Here is a 19,477-nt window from a genome sequence, read left to right on the forward strand (position 1 = left end):
CTCCAATAAGGAGCGGGCGCCGGATTGATCCGGCGCCCGCTTCATATCTGATACTTGCGATATCAAGGAGGGAGGGCGAGCTATCTCTCCCTAAAGGCGCGCTGGAACGAATCCACCAGGGGTTTGGTCAGGTAGGCCAAAAACGTCCGTTCGCCGGTTGAAATGAACGTTTCGACCGGCATGCCCGGATAGATCTGCTCGGGCTTGACCTGCGGTGGCAGCTTGTCGGCCATTTTAAGCCGGACGGTGAAGTAGGGCAGTCCCGTGCTGGGTGTTATCAGCCGGTCCGCCGAAATGTAGAACACCTTTCCGGGCACTTTCGGCGTCGTGCGCGCATTCAGCGCCGTGAACATCATGTTTGCGTCCTGCCCGATCCGGATGGAATCGATATCCTCGGGCTTTATCCTGGCCTCGACGATGAGCTCGTTCGTGGTCGGCAGGAGCTCCATCGCCATCTCTCCCGCTCTGATGACGCTGCCCTGAGAATTGTAGAGCGATCGAACGATGATGCCATCCACCGGCGCCCGGATGGTCGTCCGGTCCAGGACCGATCGAGCAGCGTTGATTTGTTCCTCGAGGTCGGCGACCTGTGCCCGAGCTTTGTTCATGTCGGTCACGGCGTCCTCGACCCGGCTGGTCGTAAGCCGCTCGATCTGTTGACGCGCTTCCACGGTCTGGGTAGCCGAGGTGGCGATCTGCGCCTCCAGAGATCCCGCCTGGCCTACCAGGTCGGCGGTGCTGCGTAGAAGATCGGTATATTCCGAACGATTTGTCAGTCCTCTCTCCAACAGGCGCTTTTTGCGTTCCGTTTCCGTATTGACGATCGCGAGCTGGTTTTCTGCAGCTTTCTTCTGCGCTCTCAGGCCGGCAACGGCTTCCTGAAGGGCTGCCACCCGTTGCATCAAAATCGCCTGTTCCGCGGTATACCGCGCCAATCGCGCCTGAAATTCCTTTGTCTGCTGTGCAAAGACGTCGCTGAATTCAGCCGCGCCCGAATAGGCTCCCAGGTCACCGGGCAGGACAATTTTCACCAGACCGTCCCGTTCTGCTTCGAGCCGCGCGATTTCAGCCTTTTGTGCAACCCACTGCTTGAGAACGCGGTTGAGCTGGGACTGCGCCACCGTCGGATCGAGCACGATCAGGGCCTGGCCTCTTGAGACCCTGTCGCCTTCCCGGACCTTGATGCTTGTGACGACGCCTCCTTCGAGATGCTGGATCATGACGTTCTGCCCAGCTGCTGCGACCACGCCCGGCGCGATCGTCGCTCCCCCAATCGGTGCAGTGGTTGCCCAGAACCCGAAGCCGAGCACGAAAACGGCCACGCTTGCATATCCCGCCAGCGTGATCCGATCTGTGCGTGTATCGATGTTGCGCTGCCAGCGATACGTCTTGCCGACCGCCTGCATGGTTTGGCTAGGAACCGTCATTGGCGACCTTTATCTCCACGCGACCTGGTGACGGGAAAGGCACCACTCCTTCATTGTCATGCGACTGAGCGGCCGCCGCCGCCGCCGCTTGACCACGTCGCTCGGCAAGCTGGTCGAGCACGTCCTTGGTCAAACCGTAGATCTCGACCTGGCCATTGCGCAGCATGAGTATGCGATCGCATTTGGAAGCGAGCGAGGGCCGATGGGTGATGACGAGCACGGTCGTTTTTCGTGACCGCGCCTGGATGATCGCCCGCTCGAGCGCGGCTTCGCCGTCGGAATCGAGATTTGCATTGGGCTCGTCGAGAACCAACAGCTTGGGATCGCCGTAGAAGGCGCGCGCAAGCCCAATGCGCTGACGCTCGCCACCCGACAAGCGAACGCCGGTCGGGCCGATCACTGTCGAATATCCATCCCTCTGGCCCAGGATGAGCTCATGCACCTGCGCCTCCTGGGCTGCTTGAACCAATTTCTCATCGGGCGCGTCCGGCTCGAAACGCGCAATGTTCTGGCCGATGGTTCCCGGGAAGAGTTCCACGTCCTGCGGAAGATAGCCGATATGACGGCCGAGCTCCTCCGGATCCCAGCTTCGCATATCGCCGCCATCGATGCGGATCACCCCAGAACGGGGCTCAATGGCACCGACTATGAGGCGCGCCAGAGTCGATTTTCCAGCCTGACTTGGCCCGACGATCGCGACTGTTTCGCCAGCGGGGACTTCAAAGGTCACCCGCTTTATGAGCGGTAGCGCGCCATCGGCCGAACCTGGAAGATGATAAACTACCTGATCAGCGCCCAAAGACCCTTCGGGCGTCGGCAATGCAATATTTTCCTTTGGAACGAACTTCGATCGGCCAGCCGAAAGCCTCTTCCATGCAAGATTGGCATCGATAATCTGCCGCCAGCTCCCAATGATTTGATCAAGAGGCTGCAGAGCGCGCGCCGAAATCATCGAGGACGCAAATATCATACCGGCGGTCATCTCGTTGTGAAGAACCAGATAAGCGCCGACGCCCAATATCGCGATTTGCAGTACCGATCGCGTGGTGCGGGACACACCGCCATAAAATGCGTTGACGCGGGCGAGCCCGTCCGAAGCGTGCAGAGAGCCGGAAAAACGGGTCCCCCAGAACTCTATTGCATTGGACACCATGCCGAGCGCGCGAACCGTTTCGAAGTTTCGGGCGAAGGCCTGCGCCGAATTCATTGAGGCGCTAAGATTTTCCGCCGCCTCCTTGCCAGGTCGCGAACTCGCGACCTGGTTCAGCACGGCGAGGGCGACCATAAGAGCCGCCCCGATGACCGTTACCAGAAAAAGCAACGGATGAATGAAATACAGGAGGCCCACGAAGATTGGCCCGAAAGGAAGGTCGAAGAGAAAGAAAATCGTTCGTGAAGCGATGAAACCTCGCAGGGTGGCCAGGTCTCGCAAGGCTTGGACATCGCCGAGCCCAGCGCGGGGACCGCTCATTGCGGCGAGAAAAGACGATGCACCCAAAGAGACATCGAGCCGCGCCGCGAGTCGGCTTGCATATACACCCCGCACGACTTCGAGCACTCCGAACAGCAAAAGCGACGAGAGGGCAAGCAAGGTCAGGTAGGTGAGAGTATCCAGATTGGCAGCGGGCAAAACCCGATCATATACCTGCAGCATGTAGAGGGGCAGAATTAACACCAGGGTGTTCATCACCGCGGAGAATAGGCCCATTTCGACCACGCTTCTCGATAGAACCTTTCGGTTTGTAGAACTGGACATGCCCAAAATTGCCCCCAGCGAAATGCACACACATTAGGCAATCGTTATATATCATTCGACGTTGTCACGCTATCGGCCGCGATTCTTTTGAGAGCCATAGTAAAGAGGGCGGACGCCGACTGAGGCGCTATGCCAGCAAAAATCGATGCATTTGAGGTATGCTCGCCGGCCGCTGCGCGCACGCATAAATCAGGCTCGCGATCAACTGGCTCGACAAACCTAATGTCCTTACCCTTCCGGCGCTGGTTGCGGTGGCCACACCTCTTTACCGGCCTTGATCCACCTTGTCCCATGGTGTGTTTCGATCTTTGTAACGCGCTCGCAACTCGGTGGAGCGAACGATCGTTGTCAAGCCAATCGGACGGCCTACGTTGATCGCCTCTTTCTGCAAGGTCGCTGCGGAACCAAAGATGGAAATGCTGGAAGCTCGTTTTTTCTGGCCAGATCGTCAAGCAACCTGATGATAGCCTTGGCTTCTTCGGACTTGTAGGAATAGTACCGCCAGGAGCCTTCGGCGCGGCACTCGAGAACTCCATGTTCGACGAGCTCTCTTAGATGTAGCGAAATGGAGTGCTTGGTACAGCCCACTGGGGAGAGCAGATCTGACACCGTTCTTTCGCCATCCATCAAATGAATGAGTATCAGCAGGCGCTTGTCGTTAGCGAGGGCAGCAAGCAACCGCGCCGCGACCGCCACCTGTTCGCGGAAGGAAGGGCGCTTGGTCGGACGCCGCCGCGGAGCAGGGTTCGCCCCGATTTCCACAAGACCTTGTTTAACATATGCAGTCATGCACTTTGCCTCGGACCCAGCTAAGCAGAAGCAGTACGACGCTTCTCTGGTCAAGCATATGCTAAACGAGTCCGCTCTCCAGCATGATGCGAGCCCTTGCCCTTCATGTGGTTGGTGAGGATGGCAATGCGCTTGGGTGGTGAGGTCGAGTTCATCTTGGCGGTAGCCTTCTTCCGACTCGGACACCCGATCATGAGCGGACGCCTCCATCAAGGCTGTCCCACGGCCTAGCCGGACTTGCCAATCTCTTTCATCAGCACGGGTAATTCGGTTGGCGGAGTAAGACAGAACATTCGAAAAGCTTCCACGGATATTGCAGAGAACGCCTGCGGTGGAAAGGTTAATATCGTGGGCGAAAAGAGCTTCAAATAAAGCTGTGGGCGGCTACGTCGCGGGAACGAAAAAAGAAGAGAAGCAGAACTTTCATGTGCGATTTTTGCACACGGTCTCCCGCAACTGTCTGATCTTACTTATCTATCTGCCCCATCCATCATAGGTGCTATGGCTATCCTAAACCTTTGATAATCTTTCATGTTTCGTAACTTCGACAGGTTGGATCGCGTCGTACGGACTCTATCACGCGCCATGATAGGCCCAAGCCGCAAATTCGGCGGATGACTGGCCGGCGCGACGGCGTGGGGCGTCGAATACCTCAATCGCAGGGTAGCGTATAGGTCGACCTGGCCGGAATTGCCAACGCGTCATCTGCTTTCGATGCCTGGGCGGAGGACGGAACCCTCTAGCTTCGTATGACGGTGTCTGCGCCAACGATGTGGCTAGGAACTGGGAAGGCCAGCCCTCGACAGCATCTCAAGGAACCGGGAATGATGATGATCCTTTACATAGCGCGGCACAAAGCCAGGGCAGACATTGCTCAGATTGAGATGCGGAAGTTGTGACAGGCAATGGTGGATGGCCCGGGACGCTTCTTCGTTGTTTCCGGTGGCCGATGCGGTCGCGGCCCAATAAAGGGCGCCGCGAACGAAGCCAGGCTTTGTCCTGACCACTTTGCGGGCGGCTTCGAGCGCCCGCTGGTTGTCTCCGCCAGCGAAGAGCGCCACAACCAGGCCGTGGTGGCGCCAGAAGTCGATGACATCGTGCGTTCCGAGCCGGATTGCTTCGTTGGCCTCACGCACCGCTTCGTCGACCTGTCCGCGCAACGCAAAGAGCATCGAAATATCGCCGTGGCCAGTCGGGTAGCTTGGGTTGAGGCTGATCGCGTGGCGGCATTCGGCGATCGCCTCGTCGATGCGACCGCAACTTTCGAGAGCGAACGACAGAATACATCGGGCAATTTCATCGTCCGGTACCGCCCGTACTGCGGCTTCCGCAAGCTCGACCGCACGCTCGATCACCCCACGCTCCCGAGGCAGCGCACCAAACGCCACGCCCATGGATATTACGATCGAGAGCGTCCGCTTTGCACGGGCATTGTCGGGACCTATCGAGAAGGCCCTCTCGGCAAGCTCTATCCCGACCAAAAGTGAGTCCCGAGTCATCTCAAAATATTTCATGAGGGCTTCGTTCACCAGCCTGCGCACTTCAGGGATCCCTGGCGGGCTTTTGTCTCGAACCTTCCAGTTGGTCAGTTGAAGTTCGAGGATCACGGCAAGAACAACAGATTGTGCGATCCTGTCCTGGAATTCGAGCGCGTTCTCGGAGTGGCCGTCGAACTTCTGGGCCCAGACATGGTGGCCGCCGGCGGCATCGACGAGCTGGACATTCACCCTCAACCCATTGCCGGATCTCTGGACGCTGCCGCTGAGCATATATCGCGCCCGGAGTATCCCTGGTGTCTTGGCTTCTTCGCCTGGGCCGCTCTTCTCGGGCGGAAGCGCGGCGAGCACGACATAGTCGGCCACTTCGGAGAGGGCTGTCGTGATGTCCTGGACAAGTCCCTTTGCGAAGAAGTCGTCGCCTTGCTTTCCGGTCAGATTGACGAAGTCGGCAACGCTGATGGACGGACGCCCAAGGCGCTGGCTGGACGGAACACCATTTGTCGACTGCACATTTGAAGCGTCGTCGGCGGCGAGCAACAGAGATTGCCAAAGCGCCCGCGTTTCAGGGCCGGCTTCGACGCCGAACTCCTTCTTCAGCATGCTTCTGCAAGCTTCGTATGTCCTGATTGCCCTGTCGCGTTGGCCACATGCGAGCAGCAATTCCATCTTGAGCCGATAGGATTCTTCCCGTGTCGGTTCCATGGTCAGAATACGATCGGCCAGGATCAGCCCGGCATCGGGGTCGACGAGACGGGCCAGTTTTTCGAAGGACTCAAGCGCGCGGCCGAGCAGCCTGTCGCGTTCCGATGTGATCCAGTCATCGAACGCATTGCTTCCCAGATAAAGCCCGTCGAGGAAGGGCCCGGTGTAGTTCGCCAAGGCCTTCGCCAGCTCCTGGGCGGAACGGGCCGAGAGACCCGTTTCGAACTTCTCCGCGTCGACTTGAACCAGCTCTGGCCTCAGGGCGATCAACTCACCGCTGGAATGGATGAGATCCACCCCCTCTCGCGCCAGATCCTGGCGCAGGACACTGAGGGCCTGCCGAAGGCTGTTGCGCGAATGTTCAGCGTCGCTGTCGCCCCATAGGAGGTCAGCCAGCCTCTCCCGCGTCGCCGCCATGCCCGGACACCGGGCCAGATAGGCGATGATTGCCGGCCCTCGTTTCCCGGTCAGCCGAAGCGGGCCGGCCGTTTCATTTTCAATCCGGAAACCGCCGAAGAGTGAGATTCTATTTGCAGCGCCGCTGTCCTCACTTTGCATTTGCTATCCCAGCCTGACGAAATCCTAACTCAAAACTAACGCTTCGCAACAGTCGGCCTTCGCGCTCAAGCGCTGCCGTAACGGCAGGCTGTTTAGGCTTTGCTAAATTAAGGCGACCAAGTCAACGAAAGGCTTGGTTCGAGGGGGGCGCGTGTCCAGGACAAGAGCCAATTTGCTGCTGCTGTTTGCAGCCGCTTTGTGGGGCTTCGGCAATGTCTCGCAAAAGATGGTGCTTGTGCATCTCGACGCGCTGAGTGCTGTGGGTCTGCGATGCCTGATCGGCGGGCTGCTTGTGCTGCCCTTTGTCTTCATGGAGAAGCGGCTTCCGCTCGGGCCGGACTATTTTTCCAGCTTGGCCAAGGTGGGCGCGCTGTTTGCCATCTCCATCACGCTCCAGCAGCTTTGCTATCTCGGGGCCTCCGTCACCAATGCGAGCTTCCTGGTAAGCACGGCAACGGTAATGACACCGCTGGCCGCCTGGTTTCTCGTAGGCGAACGTCCGACAGCGAGTCTCACAATCGCCGCCGGATTGACCCTTGTTGGAGCCCTGCTGTTGTCGGATGGGATAGCCGGGTTCAGCAGTGGCGATCTTACCGCTGTCCTCTCGGCTGCCTGCTATGCGCTCTGGGCAGTCGAGCTGGGCCGGCACATGCAGGTGCATGCGCGGCCGTTCACCGCTGCCGCGACACAGTTCTTCGGCGCCGCAGCCTTCGCCCTGCCGCTCGGTGCAATGCAAGGCAATCTGTCGCTGGCCGCCGCATTCGCAGCAGGCCCGGAACTGGCGATCCTCGGCGTGTTCTCCACTGCGATTGCCTTCGGCATACAGACGGTTGCCCTCCGCTTTACGCCGGCCAGCCACGCCGCCGTGATCGTCAGCGCAGAAAGCGTTTTCGGGGCGCTGGGCGCGGCAATCTTTCTCGGCGAGCGGAGCTCGTCCGCGAGCGTCTTGGGTGCCGGCATTATCCTGGGTGCGATCCTGTCCGTTGCAATGTCGAACCGAGCGCCGCAGGCACGCACGTCCTTGCGAACCGCTTCGGTTCAACCCTTCGACGCGGCCCCTGCCTTTGCAGCTGCCGCCGCAAATTGGGCGGGCGACCGTCATCCCAACAATTCAGGTCCAGTGGAGGAATGTGATGGCCCTTGCCGGTGATGCGAAACGTATTCCAGACCCGGCCGGACTTGTCGCGGGGGCGCAGTGATGGATGCGCGGACAATCCTTCTTCCGGTCGCACATTTGGTATCGGCGCTTCGCGCCCGCATGAAAGGACCGGGTGGCTACTACAACAGCGGCAATGCGCTCGGCCTCATTGTCGGTCTGGCGATCCAGATTGCCACCGCGCCGGTCGGCCTGCATGAGGGAAGCAGCGTCACCATGGCGCTGATCGAATATTTCGCTGGCAGCCATGGCACTGTTGCGCTGACCTTGACCACCCTGGTCTTCTGGGGCGGCGAGGCCTATCACCGGGCCTGGGCAAGACCGGATGCTCCCGATCCCGCCCTCAACCGTCTGGGCGACTTCCTGTCGGGCCTGGGTGCGATCGGGCTCGGCATTGCCCTGTTGCTGCTCGGCGATCCATTGCTTGCGGCGACCTCCGGCCTGCTGCATGCGCTGGGCAAATTCGGCAGCACCTTTCACAGGCCCGGCACGCCAATTTCGATCTGGCCGGCGCTTGGCCCGATCCGTTCCGCAGTGCGGTGCTCGCCAGCCGGTTGCCGGCAATGCTGGCGACGACAGTGGCCCTCGCCCGCGCTTTGCCTGAGGTCTGGTGGAGCGGCTCTTTCGCGGCCCTCGCCATGCCACTGACCTTGCTCGGCTGTTATCTCTTGTGGACCAAGGCCGATCTGCTGCTCTTCGGCGTGGGCACCAAGGCGATCCGCCAGATTTCCACATGTTGAGCTCGCTTTTTGAAACGACCGGATGTCGAGATGGAGAATGATATGTTTGGCAGTGTGTATCATCAGGACGCCGGCCCCCCACCCTTTCGCGAACGGGTGCGGATGACAGGCTGGGGCAGTCTCCTGACGCTGGCCGGTTCAATCTCGAGAATGACAGGAATACTTGCAGCTTCGCTGTTTTGGGGGGTCTCTGCCCATGCCGCGAACGTTGACGTCGCCATCGTGTTCGCGGTCGACTTTTCGTCATCCATCGATCCGAAGATCGCCGATATGCAACGCGAGGGACATGCCACGGCACTCACCTCGCCAGAGATCATCGCCGCCATCAGCCGGAATTATGTTGGTTGCATCGGCGTTGCCTATTTTGAGTGGTCGAGCCCCGGACACGCGCGCGTCGTGCTGCCGTGGACAAGCATCTGCGGACTGGAAGATGCCAAAGCAGCGGCTGCGGTGATCAGCAGGAAAGGCGATACCGGCTTCATCCGCAGAGGGCGTGGCGGAACATCCGTCTCCTCGGCTATCGACATCGGCAGTCTCCTGCTCGACCAGTTCCCGGGAAAGGCCGCAAAGAAAGTCATCGATATCTCCTCCAATGGCGAGAACAACGACGGGCTTCCCGTCCAGCCGAGCAGGTCGAACGCCATAGCCAAGGGATATACGATCAATGCCATCGCCATCCCGGCGGAGGATGAGAATCCCGACCAACCTCTGGCATCCTATTTTGCCAAATCGGTCATTGGCGGTTCCCAGGCCTTCGTCATGACGCCGAAGGGGCCAGACGACTACACCATGGCGCTTCGCCGCAAGCTCGTGACTGAAGTAAGCATGAACGACGACCGTCCGCTGTGAAAGTGTGCCATGTAGGACAAACTTTCGAGGCCTTACCGTCAGGACAACAGCCTATCGCCGCAATGCGTGCACGCTTGCCTTGCCTTCGCCGCCTACCGGCAAAGCCATGTCATCGTCGAGAAGGCGCGTGATGCGGGCAAAGCCGGTGAACGCTTTCCTTGCTTCCTCGGCCGACATCTGGCCCGACAAGGCGGCCGAGCAACAGTTCAGCGCGCACTGATAAACCGGACCGCGCCGTCCCGCCGGCCATTTCCGCAAGAACATCATGGCTTCGGCAACACTATCGATTTCTTCCGCGGGGTGCCCTTGCCCGCGCGAAATCCGCACGGGCGAAAAGAAATGCAATTGATCCATCGTTTCCTCCCGGTCGACCGCAATGCGCTCGATCGAACCCCACCAAACGCGCCAACAGCCGGTTGGTTCCAGCCAAAAAATGGAATCTTTTAGAAATCTGTCAGGCGAAGGCGATCAGCTGTGCGGTGGTGAGTGTCGCCTACATCGTCGGAAAGTGGCAGGCGACTTTGCGACCGGGTCGGTATTCCCGCAACTGCGGCCGCTCCGAACGGCAGCGCTCCGCCGCGATCGGGCATCGGGGATGGAAACGGCAGCCGGTTGGAGGGTTCAGAGGGCTCGGTACGTCGCCGGTGAGGATGATGCGCTTGCGCGTCCCGCTGGGCGTCGTCTCCACGATAGGAACCGCCGAGATCAGCGCCTGGCTATAAGGATGGGCTGGTGCTGCAAACACTTCTTCCGCCGGCCCTTCTTCGACGATCGAGCCGAGATACATGACCGCTATGCGGGTTGAAACCTGACGTACCACCGACAGGTCGTGGGCGATGAAGATGTAAGTGAGATTGAGCTTCTCCTGCAGATCGGCAAGCAGGTTGACGATTTGCGCCTGCACCGACACGTCGAGCGCGGAGACGGGTTCGTCCAGGACCACGAGGTCCGGGTTCAATGCAATAGCCCGCGCGATGCCGACGCGCTGGCGTTGCCCGCCGGAAAATTCGTGCGGAAACCGCATGACGTGATCCGGCAGCAGGCCGACAAGGTCGAACAGTTCCGCCACGCGTCTGGTGATCTCGCTCGACGAGAGCCTGCCATGGATGCGCAGCGGCTCGGCCACCAGGTCGCCGACGCGCCGGCGCGGATTGAGCGATGCCGACGGATCCTGGAAAACCATTTGCAAGCGGCGCCGGAGCGGCCTGAGTTCGGACAGCGACTTCGAGGTGATATCGTTGCCTTCGAACAGAAGCTCGCCGTCCGATACGTCGTAGAGCCTCACTAGGCAGCGCGCCAGCGTGGACTTGCCGCATCCGGATTCGCCGACAAGGCCGACCGTCTCGCCGCGCCACACGGTCAGGGAAACATTGTCGACCGCATGAACGGTTCGCTTGCCTTCGGCGGAAAAACGGCTGCCGATCGAAAAGCGCTTGCCCAGCGAATGCGTCTCGATAATGGGGCGATTCTTGTCGGTCATCGATCCGCTCATGCCTGTGCCACCCTGAAGCACGCCGCGGCATGAGTGCCGCTCCCGAGGTCGGGTTTGCCGGCCTCGCAGGGCTCATAGTGAACCGGGCACCGCGGACCGAACGCACAGCCCTGCGGCAATCGCAGCAATGACGGCGGCGAACCGGGAATGGCCGGCAGGCGGCGTGGTTTTTCGCCGGTCAGCGGCGGGATCGAACCGAGCAGAGCGCGCGTATAGGGGTGTCGCGGATCGGAAAACAGCTCCGCGCGACTGCCGCGCTCCACCACGCGGCCGGCATACATGACCATGACCCGGTCGGCGAGTTCGGAGACCACGCCCATGTCATGCGTGATGAAGACCACCGCCGACTTGTGCGTCGCGCGCAGCTTGCGCACCAGATCGAGAATGCCGGCCTGTACGGTGACGTCGAGCGCCGTGGTCGGTTCGTCAGCCACCAGCAACGCCGGATTGCAGGACAAAGCCATTGCGATCACCGCCCGTTGACGCATGCCGCCGGACAGTTGGTGCGGGTAGCGCGACATCGCCTCGTGCGGGTTCGGAAAATTCACCTCGGCCAGCAATTCCTCCACGCGCTCCATCGCCTTGGACTTGCTGATGTTGCGATGCGCGCGGATCTGTTCGGCGATCTGCCAGCCGATCGTGTAGACAGGTGTCAACGCGGTCATCGGATCCTGGAAGATCATCGCGATCTCGTTGCCGCGCAGCCGCCTCAGTTCGCGCGCGGGCAGTCCCACCAGTTCGCGGCCCTTGTAACGGATCGAGCCTTCGATGGTGGCGTTGGGGTCGGTGATCAGACCCATGACGGCCAGCAGCGACACGGTCTTGCCGGAACCGGACTCACCGACGACGCCGAGGATCTCGCTCTCCTCGAGGTCGAAGGAAACGCCATCGATGGCCCGCACCAGGCCATCATTTGTGCGGAAGGATACTTTGAGGTCGCGCACCGACAGTATCATGATGTCCTCAGGCGCGGATCGAGAAGGATGTAGACGAAATCGACGACCGCATTGGCAACAACCACGAACATCGAAGCGTACATCACCGTTGCCATGATCATCGGCAGATCGAGATTCTGCAGCGCGTCATAAGTGAGCTTGCCGATGCCGTGCAGCCCGAACACCACCTCCGTCAGCAGGGCCGAGCCTCCGACCAGCGCACCGAAATCCAGGCCGAACAAGGTGACGAAGGCGATGAGCGACGTGCGCAAGGCATGGCGCAGCAGGATGCGGGTCTCCGACAGGCCCTTGGCCCGGGCCGTACGGATATAGTCCTCCTGCAGGGATTCGATGATCGCCGCGCGCAGCACGCGCCCATAAATGCCGATGTAGAGAATGGACAGCGTGATCCACGGAATGACCAGGGTCAGGAACCAGCCCTTTGGATCGTCGGAGAAGTTCTTGTAGCCGAGCGGCGGCACCCAGGAGAACGCCCAGCTGTCGTGGTAGCGGCTCTGGGTGATCAGGTTCATCACCTCGCCCAGCCAGTACACCGGCATCGAAATACCGAGCAGCCCTAGCGCCATCAGCAGCTTATCCAGCCAGCTGCCGCGCGTGGCGGCGGCGGCGATGCCGATGATGATGGAGACGACCACCCACAGGATCGCCGCTCCGAACACCAGCGAGAGCGTGACCGGGATCGAATCCATGACCGCCGGCACCACCTTCCAGCCACGATTGACGAAGGAGGTCAGATCGCCGGTGACGAAGATCTTCTCCATCATCGTCACATATTGCACGTAGAGCGGCCGGTCGAAGCCGAAGCTGTGGCGTACCGCCTCCAGCACTTCGGGCGATGCATTGCGGCCGGCGATGCGCGCCGCCGGATCGGAGCCCGGCGTTGCGAAGAAAATCAGGAAGACGATGACCGAGATGCCGAACATCACGAACAGCATCTGGCCGAACCGGCGCAGGATTGCGTAGATCATCAGTCGCGCCCCAGCCGAACCTTGGAGCGCGGGTCGAGCGCGTCGCGCAGACCGTCGCCGAAGACATTGAGCGCCATTACGGAAACCGCGATCGCCAGGCCCGGCACCAGCGCCACCAGTGGCCTGGTGTAGAGCAGCGCCTGTCCGTCCTGGATAATGGTGCCCCAGCTCGCGGCCGGCGGCTGCACGCCGATCGAAAGGAAGGAAAGGGCTGATTCCGTGAGCATGTTCAGCGCCATCATCAGCGGCACGAAGACGATCAGCGTCGTGGTGACGTTGGGCAGGATGTCGCGCCACAGGATGCGCCATCCCGGCACGCCCAGATTGATCGCGGCGAGCACGAATTCGCTTTTGCGCAGTGCCAGAACCTGCCCGCGTATCGGACGAGCCACATAGGGCACGTAGACGATACCGATGATGATGACAGGCAGCCACAGACTGCCGGACTCGATCTGGATCGGTCCTATCGTGATGCCATGCGCGATGGTGACGATGGAGAGCGAAATCGCCAGCAGATAAATGGGGAACGCCCACAGTATGTCGAGGAAGCGCGACAGCACCGTGTCGGTGACGCCGCCGAAATAGCCGGCGATCAATCCCGCCGCCGTGCCCAGGATCAGGGTGAAGATGGTTGCTGCTCCGGAGATCAGCAACGAGCTCAGCCCGCCATAGAGCATCCTGGCCATGACATCGCGCCCCTGGCTGTCGGCGCCGAGGAAGTAATTGCCCAGCCGCCAGGTCGGGCCGAGCGGTGTGTAGCCAAGCCCGAGCCCCTCAGTCGATTGTTCCATCACCGGAACGTCGGCGCCGTCGATCTGGATGACGGCGTCGAGCGTCGAGGCGAATGGGTCCACGCCGGCCCATTTCGCATAAAGAGGCGCACTGAGGCAGGCAAGGACGATGAGGAGGAACACGGCCAGCGACGCCATGGCAGCCCTGTCCCTTGCCAGCTTCGCAAACGCGACGGCCCAGGGCCCTCGCGTTTTGCGCGGCGCGGCGACAGCTACGTTCGACACGGACGTGCCCCTCCGCGGTTCGTTACTGCACCCAGGCCATTACTGTACCCAGGATTGGGTGATCATCCAGTTGAACTGCCGGTTGAACTTGAAATTGCCAAGACGTTTGCTGACGAAGTCGAGCCGCTTCGGCGTGAAGAGGCCGACCGCAGGTGCCTTGTCGGTGACTTGCCTGTCGATTTCAGCCCACATTTTATCGGCGGCTTTCTGATCGGTGACGCCGAGGTCCAATGCCTTTTGCATCTTGGCGTCGATTTCCTTGTCGCAGAAGCCGGCGATGTTGATCGAGGCGTCCGAACCTTCGCGGAAAGAGGCGCAGCTGAACAGGATGTTCAGGAAGTCCGAAGCCGCCGGATAGTCCTTGTACCACTGGGTGACGGACATCTGCACCTTGTTGTTGGTGTTCTGGATGTAGGTGAACTGGATGTTCGACGAGATCGGCTTGACGTCGGCGACATAGCCGATGCTGGTCAGCACGCTCTGCAGATAGACGCCGATGGAGCGCGAAATGGCGGTGTCCTCGACGATGATCGTCACCTTCTGGCCCTTGGTGCCGGAGTCCTCGACGAGCTGCTTTGCCTTGTCGAGGTCGGGGGCCGACCATTTGGCGCCCGGATTCTTGGTGAAGGGGCAATAGTCTTCATGGCCGGGGAAGTCCGGAGGCAGGACCTGGCAGACCGGCGAAGCCAGCACCTTGCCGCCGAACAGCTTGACCAGCGTGTTGCGATCGATCGCATAGGCAACGGCCTGGCGGGCTTTTTCATTGTCGAAGGGTGCGAGACGGTTGTTCAGCGGCGCGTACCACCAAGCCGAAAGCGGCGAGATGTGCAGCTGGTCCATGGACTTGCTGCCCAGTTCGCCCAGGCGATCGCTCGGCAGAGCGTCGAACATCCAGTCCGCTTCGCCGTTCTGGATCGCGGTGACGGCTGCCTCTTCGGACAGGCCGAAATCATATTGGACGACATCCGGATAGCCGTCCGGCTGGGCTTCTTCGCTCCACTGCTTGAAATTGGGGTTGCGGGAAACCGTCATGCCCTTGTTCGGGTCGAAGGCGGAGATCATGTACGCGCCGGTGCTGGGAATGGGCTTGGAACCCATGTCTTCAGCGGGCGTGTCCGCCGGCAGGACCACGGCATGCGGCAAGGCAAGCTTGTAGAGCAGCTCGGCATCCGGCTTGGTGATGTTGATGGTGATGGTGCCGGCCGCTTCGTCGCCGACAACGCCGCCTTCCAGCGTGCAGCTCTTGGTGTCGGCCAGGCATTTGTCCGCACCGACGATGCCGGCATAGAACGTGCCGGAGGTGGGTCCGGAAACCTTGAAGATGCGCTGGAAAGAAGCGACGACGTCCTTCACGCCAAGATCCTGGCCGCTGGAGAACTTGATGCCCTTGCGCAGCTTGAAGGTGAAGGTCTTGCCGTCATTGCTGACCTGCGGCAGGGCCTCGGCCAGATCGGGGACGATGGTGAAGCCGTCCATGCCCTCGGCCTTGCGGAAGGCCACCAGGCCGTCATAGATCGGCTGGTACATCTGCCAGCCCTGGTCCGTGTAATTGATGTGCGGATCGAGCGTTCCGGCCGCGGAGCGGGCCAGCAGGCGGACGGTGCCGCCTCGGTGCTCCTTGAGATATTCGGCCTGTGCCGGGGCCAGCCATGTACCGGCCAGCAATGCCGCGGCTGTTGCCGCCAGAAGCAGTTTCTTCATGTCTTGATTCCCCTTTTTTCAGTTATCGTTGTGGTCCAGGAAGTCTCCCACCACCCGCATGCACGCATCTTGCTCTTCGACATGCGGCATGTGGCTGGAATGCTCGAATATCTCCCAGCGAGACCCCTTGATGCCGTCCTTGTAGGGCTGCACGGTCGCGGGCGTGGCCTCGTCGTGACGTCCGGAGATGATCAGTGTGGAAACATCGATGGCCGGCAGGCGCTCGACGATGCTCCAGTTCTTCAGCGTTCCGATGACATGGAACTCGTTTGGCCCATTCATCAGATTATAGACGGTCGGATTGCGCACGACCTGGGCGAAACTTTCCGTGACTTCGGGCGGGAAAGGCACGACCCGGCAGACATGCCGCTCGTAGAACACCATCGTCGCAGCCTGGTACGCCGCATCGTCCGTCGTGCCGGCCTGTTCGTGCCGGGTCAGGGTCTCCTGCACATCCGCGGGCAGATCCGCACGCAACCGGTTGGCCTCTTCGACCCACAGTTTCATGGACGCCGGTGAGTTGGCGATGGTCAGCGACTTCAGGCCCTTCGGCCGCGTCACGGCATATTCGGCGCCCAGCATACCGCCCCAGCTCTGGCCGAGGACGTGGAAGCCCGCCCGAATGCCGAGATGATCAACCAGGTTTTCAAGCTCGTCGATGAACAGCCCAGGTGTCCAGAAATCGGCGCCTTTCTCAGGCAGCAAGGTGGAATTGCCGCAGCCCAACTGGTCGTAGTGGATGACGGCGCGATCCCTTCGCGCAAGAAGCTTGTAGGCATCGACATAATTGTGGGCGACGCCCGGGCCGCCATGCAGGATCACCACAGGCGCCTTTTCGCCGCCGAGTTCGCCACTGACCCGATACCAGGTCTCGTAGGCGCCGAAAGCGGCCCGTCCTTCCATGCCGATGATCTCAGATGACATCCCAATTCCCAGTGCGATTGAAGGTACTTTTATCGTCCGCGGCGGCAGGCGCCTAACTCATGTTACGGGTGACCTGCACCCACTCTTCCAGCATCTGCACGCCAAATGCCGTGGCACCTTGCCTACCGAGCGGCCGATCGGTGTCGGTCAGTTCCTTGCTGGCGATGTCGAGATGCACCCAGGGGCGATCTTCCGTGAAATGGCGCAGGAAGGCTGCGGCATAGGGAGCATCGCCATCTTCCATATCCTTGGCATGATGCCGCAGGTCCGCGAACGGCGATTGCAGGCCCTCGTCGTAGGCCCGATCGAGCGGCAGCCGCCAGAACCGCTCGCCGACCGTTTCTCCGGCCGCGATCATCTGTGACGCGATGGCATCGTCGGTGCTGAACAGGCCGGCGAATATCGACCCCAACCCACGCGTCACCGAATAGGTCAGCGTTGCCAGATCGACGATCACTAAAGGGTTGAAGCGCGTGGCTGCATAGTGGAGGCAGTCGGCCAGAAGCAGGCGTCCCTCCGCATCCGTGTCGAACACTTCCACTGTCTGTCCGGACGCCGTCGTGATGATGTCGCGCGGTTTGAGCGCCGTGCCGGATGGCATGTTCTCCGCAATGCCGAGAACACCGACAACGTGTACCGGGCTGCCTTGCCGGGCGAGTGCGATCAGCAGGCCGACCACAGCGGCCGCTCCGCCCATGTCGGCTTTCATGTCGAACATCTGCGCTCCGCCCTTGATGCAGAGGCCGCCCGAATCGAAGCAGACGCCCTTGCCGACGAAAGCGAGTGGTTGGGCGGGAGCACCCTTGCCCCGGTAGCGCAGGACAGCGACCCGCGGCGGGCGCGCCGAGCCCGATCCGACAGCAAGAAGCGCGTTCATGCCGAGCTCCTTCAGTTGCGCGGCATCAAGCATTTCGATGTCGATGCCGGCTTCACGCAGGGGCTCAAGATGATCGTGGAAATTGTCGGGATGGAGGTGGTTCGGCGGCAGGTTGACCAAGGTGCGTGCATATTCGACGCCGTCGGCGATGGCATTGATCCGCGCCAGCGCCGCTGTCAGATCCGGGCCGCGAGCCCCTACCAGTTTCACCCGCAAGGTTCTATCCGCTCCCGCCCCTTGCCGCCGGTTGCGCATGTCGAAACGATAGCGGCGCAGCCGCATGCCAAGCGCGACACGCGCCAGGATTTCGGCGCCGGGCAGGTCAACGCCGGCGATCGGGTCCAGGACCAGGGTGGCCGCGCATTCCCCCTTGCCCTCGAGATGCGCGGCAAGCAGACCGCCGGCGCGCGCCAGTGACAGGGTGGTTACGGCTTCAGCTTTGCCCAGGGCTAGAATGACCACGCGCTTGGTCGATACGGACTGCGGGGCGATAAGATCGATGCAGGTGCCGGATTCGGCCAAGGCGGCCGGGTCGGAGCAGGCGCGCGAGAGAATCCCGCCCATCTCGGCATCCAGGGTGGACGCCCGCGGGCCGAAGCCTGTTTGGGCAGTTTGCAAGATCACGACGACGGAGGCGGCGGAAATCTCGTCCGCGGTCTCGAAAACCGGCGCTGGCGATTGAGGCATAGGCTGGCGCTCTCTCCGATTGCGGCAATACCAGCCGGGTAGCGAGCAACGCTTCGCTCACCCCGGTGGAGACTGGTCAAGCCGGTCTCCGCCGTTCGTGGTATAATGCCGGTCCCCAAATAGTCGCTTTCTTGAGACGACTTAATTGCTCTTGTCTTCTGGGTATCTCCTAACAGGGCAGGCGATCAAACGCGAATTCTGCCCATGTCGATTGACAAAAACTCAACTGACAATTCATGATCGGCCAATGGCCCTTCCCTCACTCAATGGCATGCGCGCTTTCGAGGCCGCCGCTCGCCTTGGCAGCGTCAAGGACGCGGCGGAAGAACTGCATCTGACACCCTCGGCTGTCAGCCGGCACATCCGCGCGCTTGAACGAAATCTTGGCCAAGACCTGTTCGAACGCGGTTTTCGCCAGATAACGCCAACCATAAGGGGCTCCTACTATGCGCGCAGCCTCTCGGAGGCGTTCGAAGCGATCTGGCGCGCCACCGATGACGTCAGCCTCTCCGAGGGGTCGCGCCACGGCAAGATCCAACGTGTCCGGGTCTTGTGCGTGCCCACCGTTCTGAACCTTTGGCTGGCGGACCGGTTGCCGAACTTTCGCCGGTTGCATCCGTCGGTGGATCTGGAGATCTCCACTTCAGGCAAGCGCGCCAACTTCGATTTGGCCATTGTCGACGAATTCGTCTACAAGGCCGGCCCGGCTCTGACGCTGCTGATCCCGCTGCTTTTGACGCCGGTCTGTGCGCCTTCGCTTCTGGAGGGGCCTGTGCCGCTGCGATCGCCGGCCGATCTGGTCAATCATCATCTGATCCATGAATGCGAAACCATGAGATGGAAGCGTTGGCTGGAGCAGGAAGGCGTTCTGGAAACGACGCCAAAATCCAGCACAACACTGGATGATTGCACCTTGATCATGCGCGAAGCGATCAATGGCGCCGGAATAGCGCTTGCGGACACGATGATGGCGCAAGATTTTCTGCAGCAAGGCAAGCTGGTCGCGCCGTTCCGTGCCCGCCACACCTATCCGGCCGGCATTTACCTGCATCAGCGTCGCAGCATCGGCAACAAGCCAGGCACCGGTCTGTTTCAGGATTGGCTGCTCGCCGAAGTCGCGGACCACAAGCAGGTGATGGCAATCGCTTAGATGCCCCCAACCGAAAATGTCGGGAGCCACCGCTTCAGATTGGAATCCCCGCGTCGAACCTCGACTCATCCGTGGTCCAGCGATGACCCACCATCGCCTTGCATCGATAATCGCAGTTCTCATTGAATATCTTTAAGGCCAAAGCCGGCAAATAGGTTGCTTGTCGGTTCCCCTGCGGCAGGCTTAACCTGCACGCGGCCAACGCGTGAGGGCGCGTGCTGCAAAAGGGG

16 protein-coding genes are annotated in these 19,477 nt (G+C 60.9%); 4 read left to right on the forward strand and 12 right to left on the reverse strand.

Going from position 1 to position 19,477, the window contains the following annotated elements; genetic code table 11:
- Positions 1-80: 80 nt before the first annotated feature.
- From RPF88_RS08840 to RPF88_RS08855, 4 genes are all read right to left on the reverse strand, one after another.
- Positions 81-1,427: an HlyD family type I secretion periplasmic adaptor subunit gene (locus tag RPF88_RS08840; protein ID WP_337122191.1), complete on the reverse strand. Its 1,347-nt coding sequence runs from the start codon at positions 1,425-1,427 to the stop codon at positions 81-83.
- Positions 1,414-3,183 carry a type I secretion system permease/ATPase gene (locus RPF88_RS08845; protein WP_337122192.1) on the reverse strand — a complete coding sequence of 590 codons (1,770 nt, stop codon included), beginning with the start codon at positions 3,181-3,183 and terminating at the stop codon, positions 1,414-1,416. Before RPF88_RS08845 ends, RPF88_RS08840 begins: the two co-directional genes overlap by 14 nt.
- A 366-nt stretch (positions 3,184-3,549) precedes the next feature.
- Complete coding sequence (locus RPF88_RS08850) at positions 3,550-3,972, reverse strand: ArsR/SmtB family transcription factor (RefSeq protein ID WP_337122193.1); 423 nt, start codon at positions 3,970-3,972, stop codon at positions 3,550-3,552.
- 776 nt (positions 3,973-4,748) lie between these two features.
- Positions 4,749-6,731, reverse strand: coding sequence for a BTAD domain-containing putative transcriptional regulator (locus RPF88_RS08855; RefSeq protein ID WP_337122194.1), 1,983 nt, complete (start codon positions 6,729-6,731; stop codon positions 4,749-4,751).
- A gap of 151 nt (positions 6,732-6,882) precedes the next feature.
- On the opposite strand from RPF88_RS08855, the gene RPF88_RS08860 reads away from it, so the two are divergent.
- From RPF88_RS08860 to RPF88_RS08870, 3 genes are all read left to right on the forward strand, one after another.
- Positions 6,883-7,881, forward strand: coding sequence for a DMT family transporter (locus tag RPF88_RS08860; RefSeq protein WP_013531720.1), 999 nt, complete (start codon positions 6,883-6,885; stop codon positions 7,879-7,881).
- Between the two features lie 48 nt (positions 7,882-7,929).
- Complete coding sequence (locus RPF88_RS08865) at positions 7,930-8,535, forward strand: hypothetical protein (RefSeq protein ID WP_337122195.1); 606 nt, start codon at positions 7,930-7,932, stop codon at positions 8,533-8,535.
- Between the two features lie 194 nt (positions 8,536-8,729).
- Entirely contained in the window at positions 8,730-9,476 is a 747-nt protein-coding gene (locus tag RPF88_RS08870) for a DUF1194 domain-containing protein (RefSeq protein ID WP_442921295.1), read from the forward strand.
- A gap of 51 nt (positions 9,477-9,527) precedes the next feature.
- Here the strand turns inward: RPF88_RS08870 and RPF88_RS08875 are convergent, their stop codons facing one another.
- From RPF88_RS08875 to RPF88_RS08910, 8 genes are all read right to left on the reverse strand, one after another.
- Positions 9,528-9,830, reverse strand: coding sequence for a DUF982 domain-containing protein (locus RPF88_RS08875; RefSeq protein ID WP_013531722.1), 303 nt, complete (start codon positions 9,828-9,830; stop codon positions 9,528-9,530).
- 139 nt (positions 9,831-9,969) lie between these two features.
- Positions 9,970-10,956 carry an ABC transporter ATP-binding protein gene (locus RPF88_RS08880; protein ID WP_337122197.1) on the reverse strand — a complete coding sequence of 329 codons (987 nt, stop codon included), beginning with the start codon at positions 10,954-10,956 and terminating at the stop codon, positions 9,970-9,972.
- 8 nt (positions 10,957-10,964) lie between these two features.
- Positions 10,965-11,924 (reverse strand): ABC transporter ATP-binding protein, encoded by a 960-nt coding sequence (locus tag RPF88_RS08885; protein ID WP_024503324.1) that lies wholly within the window; start codon positions 11,922-11,924, stop codon positions 10,965-10,967.
- Positions 11,921-12,892, reverse strand: coding sequence for an ABC transporter permease (locus tag RPF88_RS08890; protein ID WP_013531725.1), 972 nt, complete (start codon positions 12,890-12,892; stop codon positions 11,921-11,923). Before RPF88_RS08890 ends, RPF88_RS08885 begins: the two co-directional genes overlap by 4 nt.
- Positions 12,892-13,908, reverse strand: a complete 1,017-nt coding sequence (locus RPF88_RS08895; protein ID WP_063167981.1) for an ABC transporter permease — start codon at positions 13,906-13,908, stop codon at positions 12,892-12,894. Before RPF88_RS08895 ends, RPF88_RS08890 begins: the two co-directional genes overlap by 1 nt.
- 39 nt (positions 13,909-13,947) lie before the next feature.
- Complete coding sequence (locus RPF88_RS08900) at positions 13,948-15,609, reverse strand: ABC transporter substrate-binding protein (protein WP_337122198.1); 1,662 nt, start codon at positions 15,607-15,609, stop codon at positions 13,948-13,950.
- Positions 15,610-15,627: 18 nt separating this feature from the next.
- The gene (locus tag RPF88_RS08905) at positions 15,628-16,533 is read right to left on the reverse strand and encodes a proline iminopeptidase-family hydrolase (RefSeq protein WP_337122199.1); all 906 of its coding nucleotides are present in this window, start codon (positions 16,531-16,533) and stop codon (positions 15,628-15,630) included.
- A 52-nt stretch (positions 16,534-16,585) separates the two neighbouring features.
- Positions 16,586-18,097 carry a leucyl aminopeptidase gene (locus RPF88_RS08910; protein WP_337122200.1) on the reverse strand — a complete coding sequence of 504 codons (1,512 nt, stop codon included), beginning with the start codon at positions 18,095-18,097 and terminating at the stop codon, positions 16,586-16,588.
- 247 nt (positions 18,098-18,344) lie between these two features.
- Between RPF88_RS08910 and RPF88_RS08915 the strand changes: the two genes are divergently transcribed.
- Positions 18,345-19,247, forward strand: coding sequence for a LysR substrate-binding domain-containing protein (locus tag RPF88_RS08915; protein WP_024503328.1), 903 nt, complete (start codon positions 18,345-18,347; stop codon positions 19,245-19,247).
- Positions 19,248-19,477: the final 230 nt, after the last annotated feature.

The sequence above is a fragment of the Mesorhizobium sp. ISC11 genome, from assembly GCF_037162595.1.
Lineage (GTDB): Bacteria > Pseudomonadota > Alphaproteobacteria > Rhizobiales > Rhizobiaceae > Mesorhizobium > Mesorhizobium ciceri.

Bases quoted from the DNA above. Each gene is read 5' to 3' on its own strand.
- RPF88_RS08900 (WP_337122198.1), bottom strand. From the start codon at position 15,609: ATGAAGAAACTGCTTCTGGCGGCAACAGCCGCGGCATTGCTGGCCGGT.
- RPF88_RS08840 (WP_337122191.1), bottom strand. From the start codon at position 1,427: ATGACGGTTCCTAGCCAAACCATGCAGGCGGTCGGCAAGACGTATCGC.
- RPF88_RS08885 (WP_024503324.1), bottom strand. From the start codon at position 11,924: ATGATACTGTCGGTGCGCGACCTCAAAGTATCCTTCCGCACAAATGAT.
- RPF88_RS08880 (WP_337122197.1), bottom strand. From the start codon at position 10,956: ATGACCGACAAGAATCGCCCCATTATCGAGACGCATTCGCTGGGCAAG.
- RPF88_RS08850 (WP_337122193.1), bottom strand. From the start codon at position 3,972: ATGACTGCATATGTTAAACAAGGTCTTGTGGAAATCGGGGCGAACCCT.
- RPF88_RS08915 (WP_024503328.1), top strand. From the start codon at position 18,345: ATGGCCCTTCCCTCACTCAATGGCATGCGCGCTTTCGAGGCCGCCGCT.
- RPF88_RS08890 (WP_013531725.1), bottom strand. From the start codon at position 12,892: ATGATCTACGCAATCCTGCGCCGGTTCGGCCAGATGCTGTTCGTGATG.
- RPF88_RS08865 (WP_337122195.1), top strand. From the start codon at position 7,930: ATGGATGCGCGGACAATCCTTCTTCCGGTCGCACATTTGGTATCGGCG.
- RPF88_RS08875 (WP_013531722.1), bottom strand. From the start codon at position 9,830: ATGGATCAATTGCATTTCTTTTCGCCCGTGCGGATTTCGCGCGGGCAA.
- RPF88_RS08845 (WP_337122192.1), bottom strand. From the start codon at position 3,183: ATGTCCAGTTCTACAAACCGAAAGGTTCTATCGAGAAGCGTGGTCGAA.
- RPF88_RS08905 (WP_337122199.1), bottom strand. From the start codon at position 16,533: ATGTCATCTGAGATCATCGGCATGGAAGGACGGGCCGCTTTCGGCGCC.
- RPF88_RS08910 (WP_337122200.1), bottom strand. From the start codon at position 18,097: ATGCCTCAATCGCCAGCGCCGGTTTTCGAGACCGCGGACGAGATTTCC.
- RPF88_RS08870 (WP_442921295.1), top strand. From the start codon at position 8,730: ATGACAGGCTGGGGCAGTCTCCTGACGCTGGCCGGTTCAATCTCGAGA.
- RPF88_RS08855 (WP_337122194.1), bottom strand. From the start codon at position 6,731: ATGCAAAGTGAGGACAGCGGCGCTGCAAATAGAATCTCACTCTTCGGC.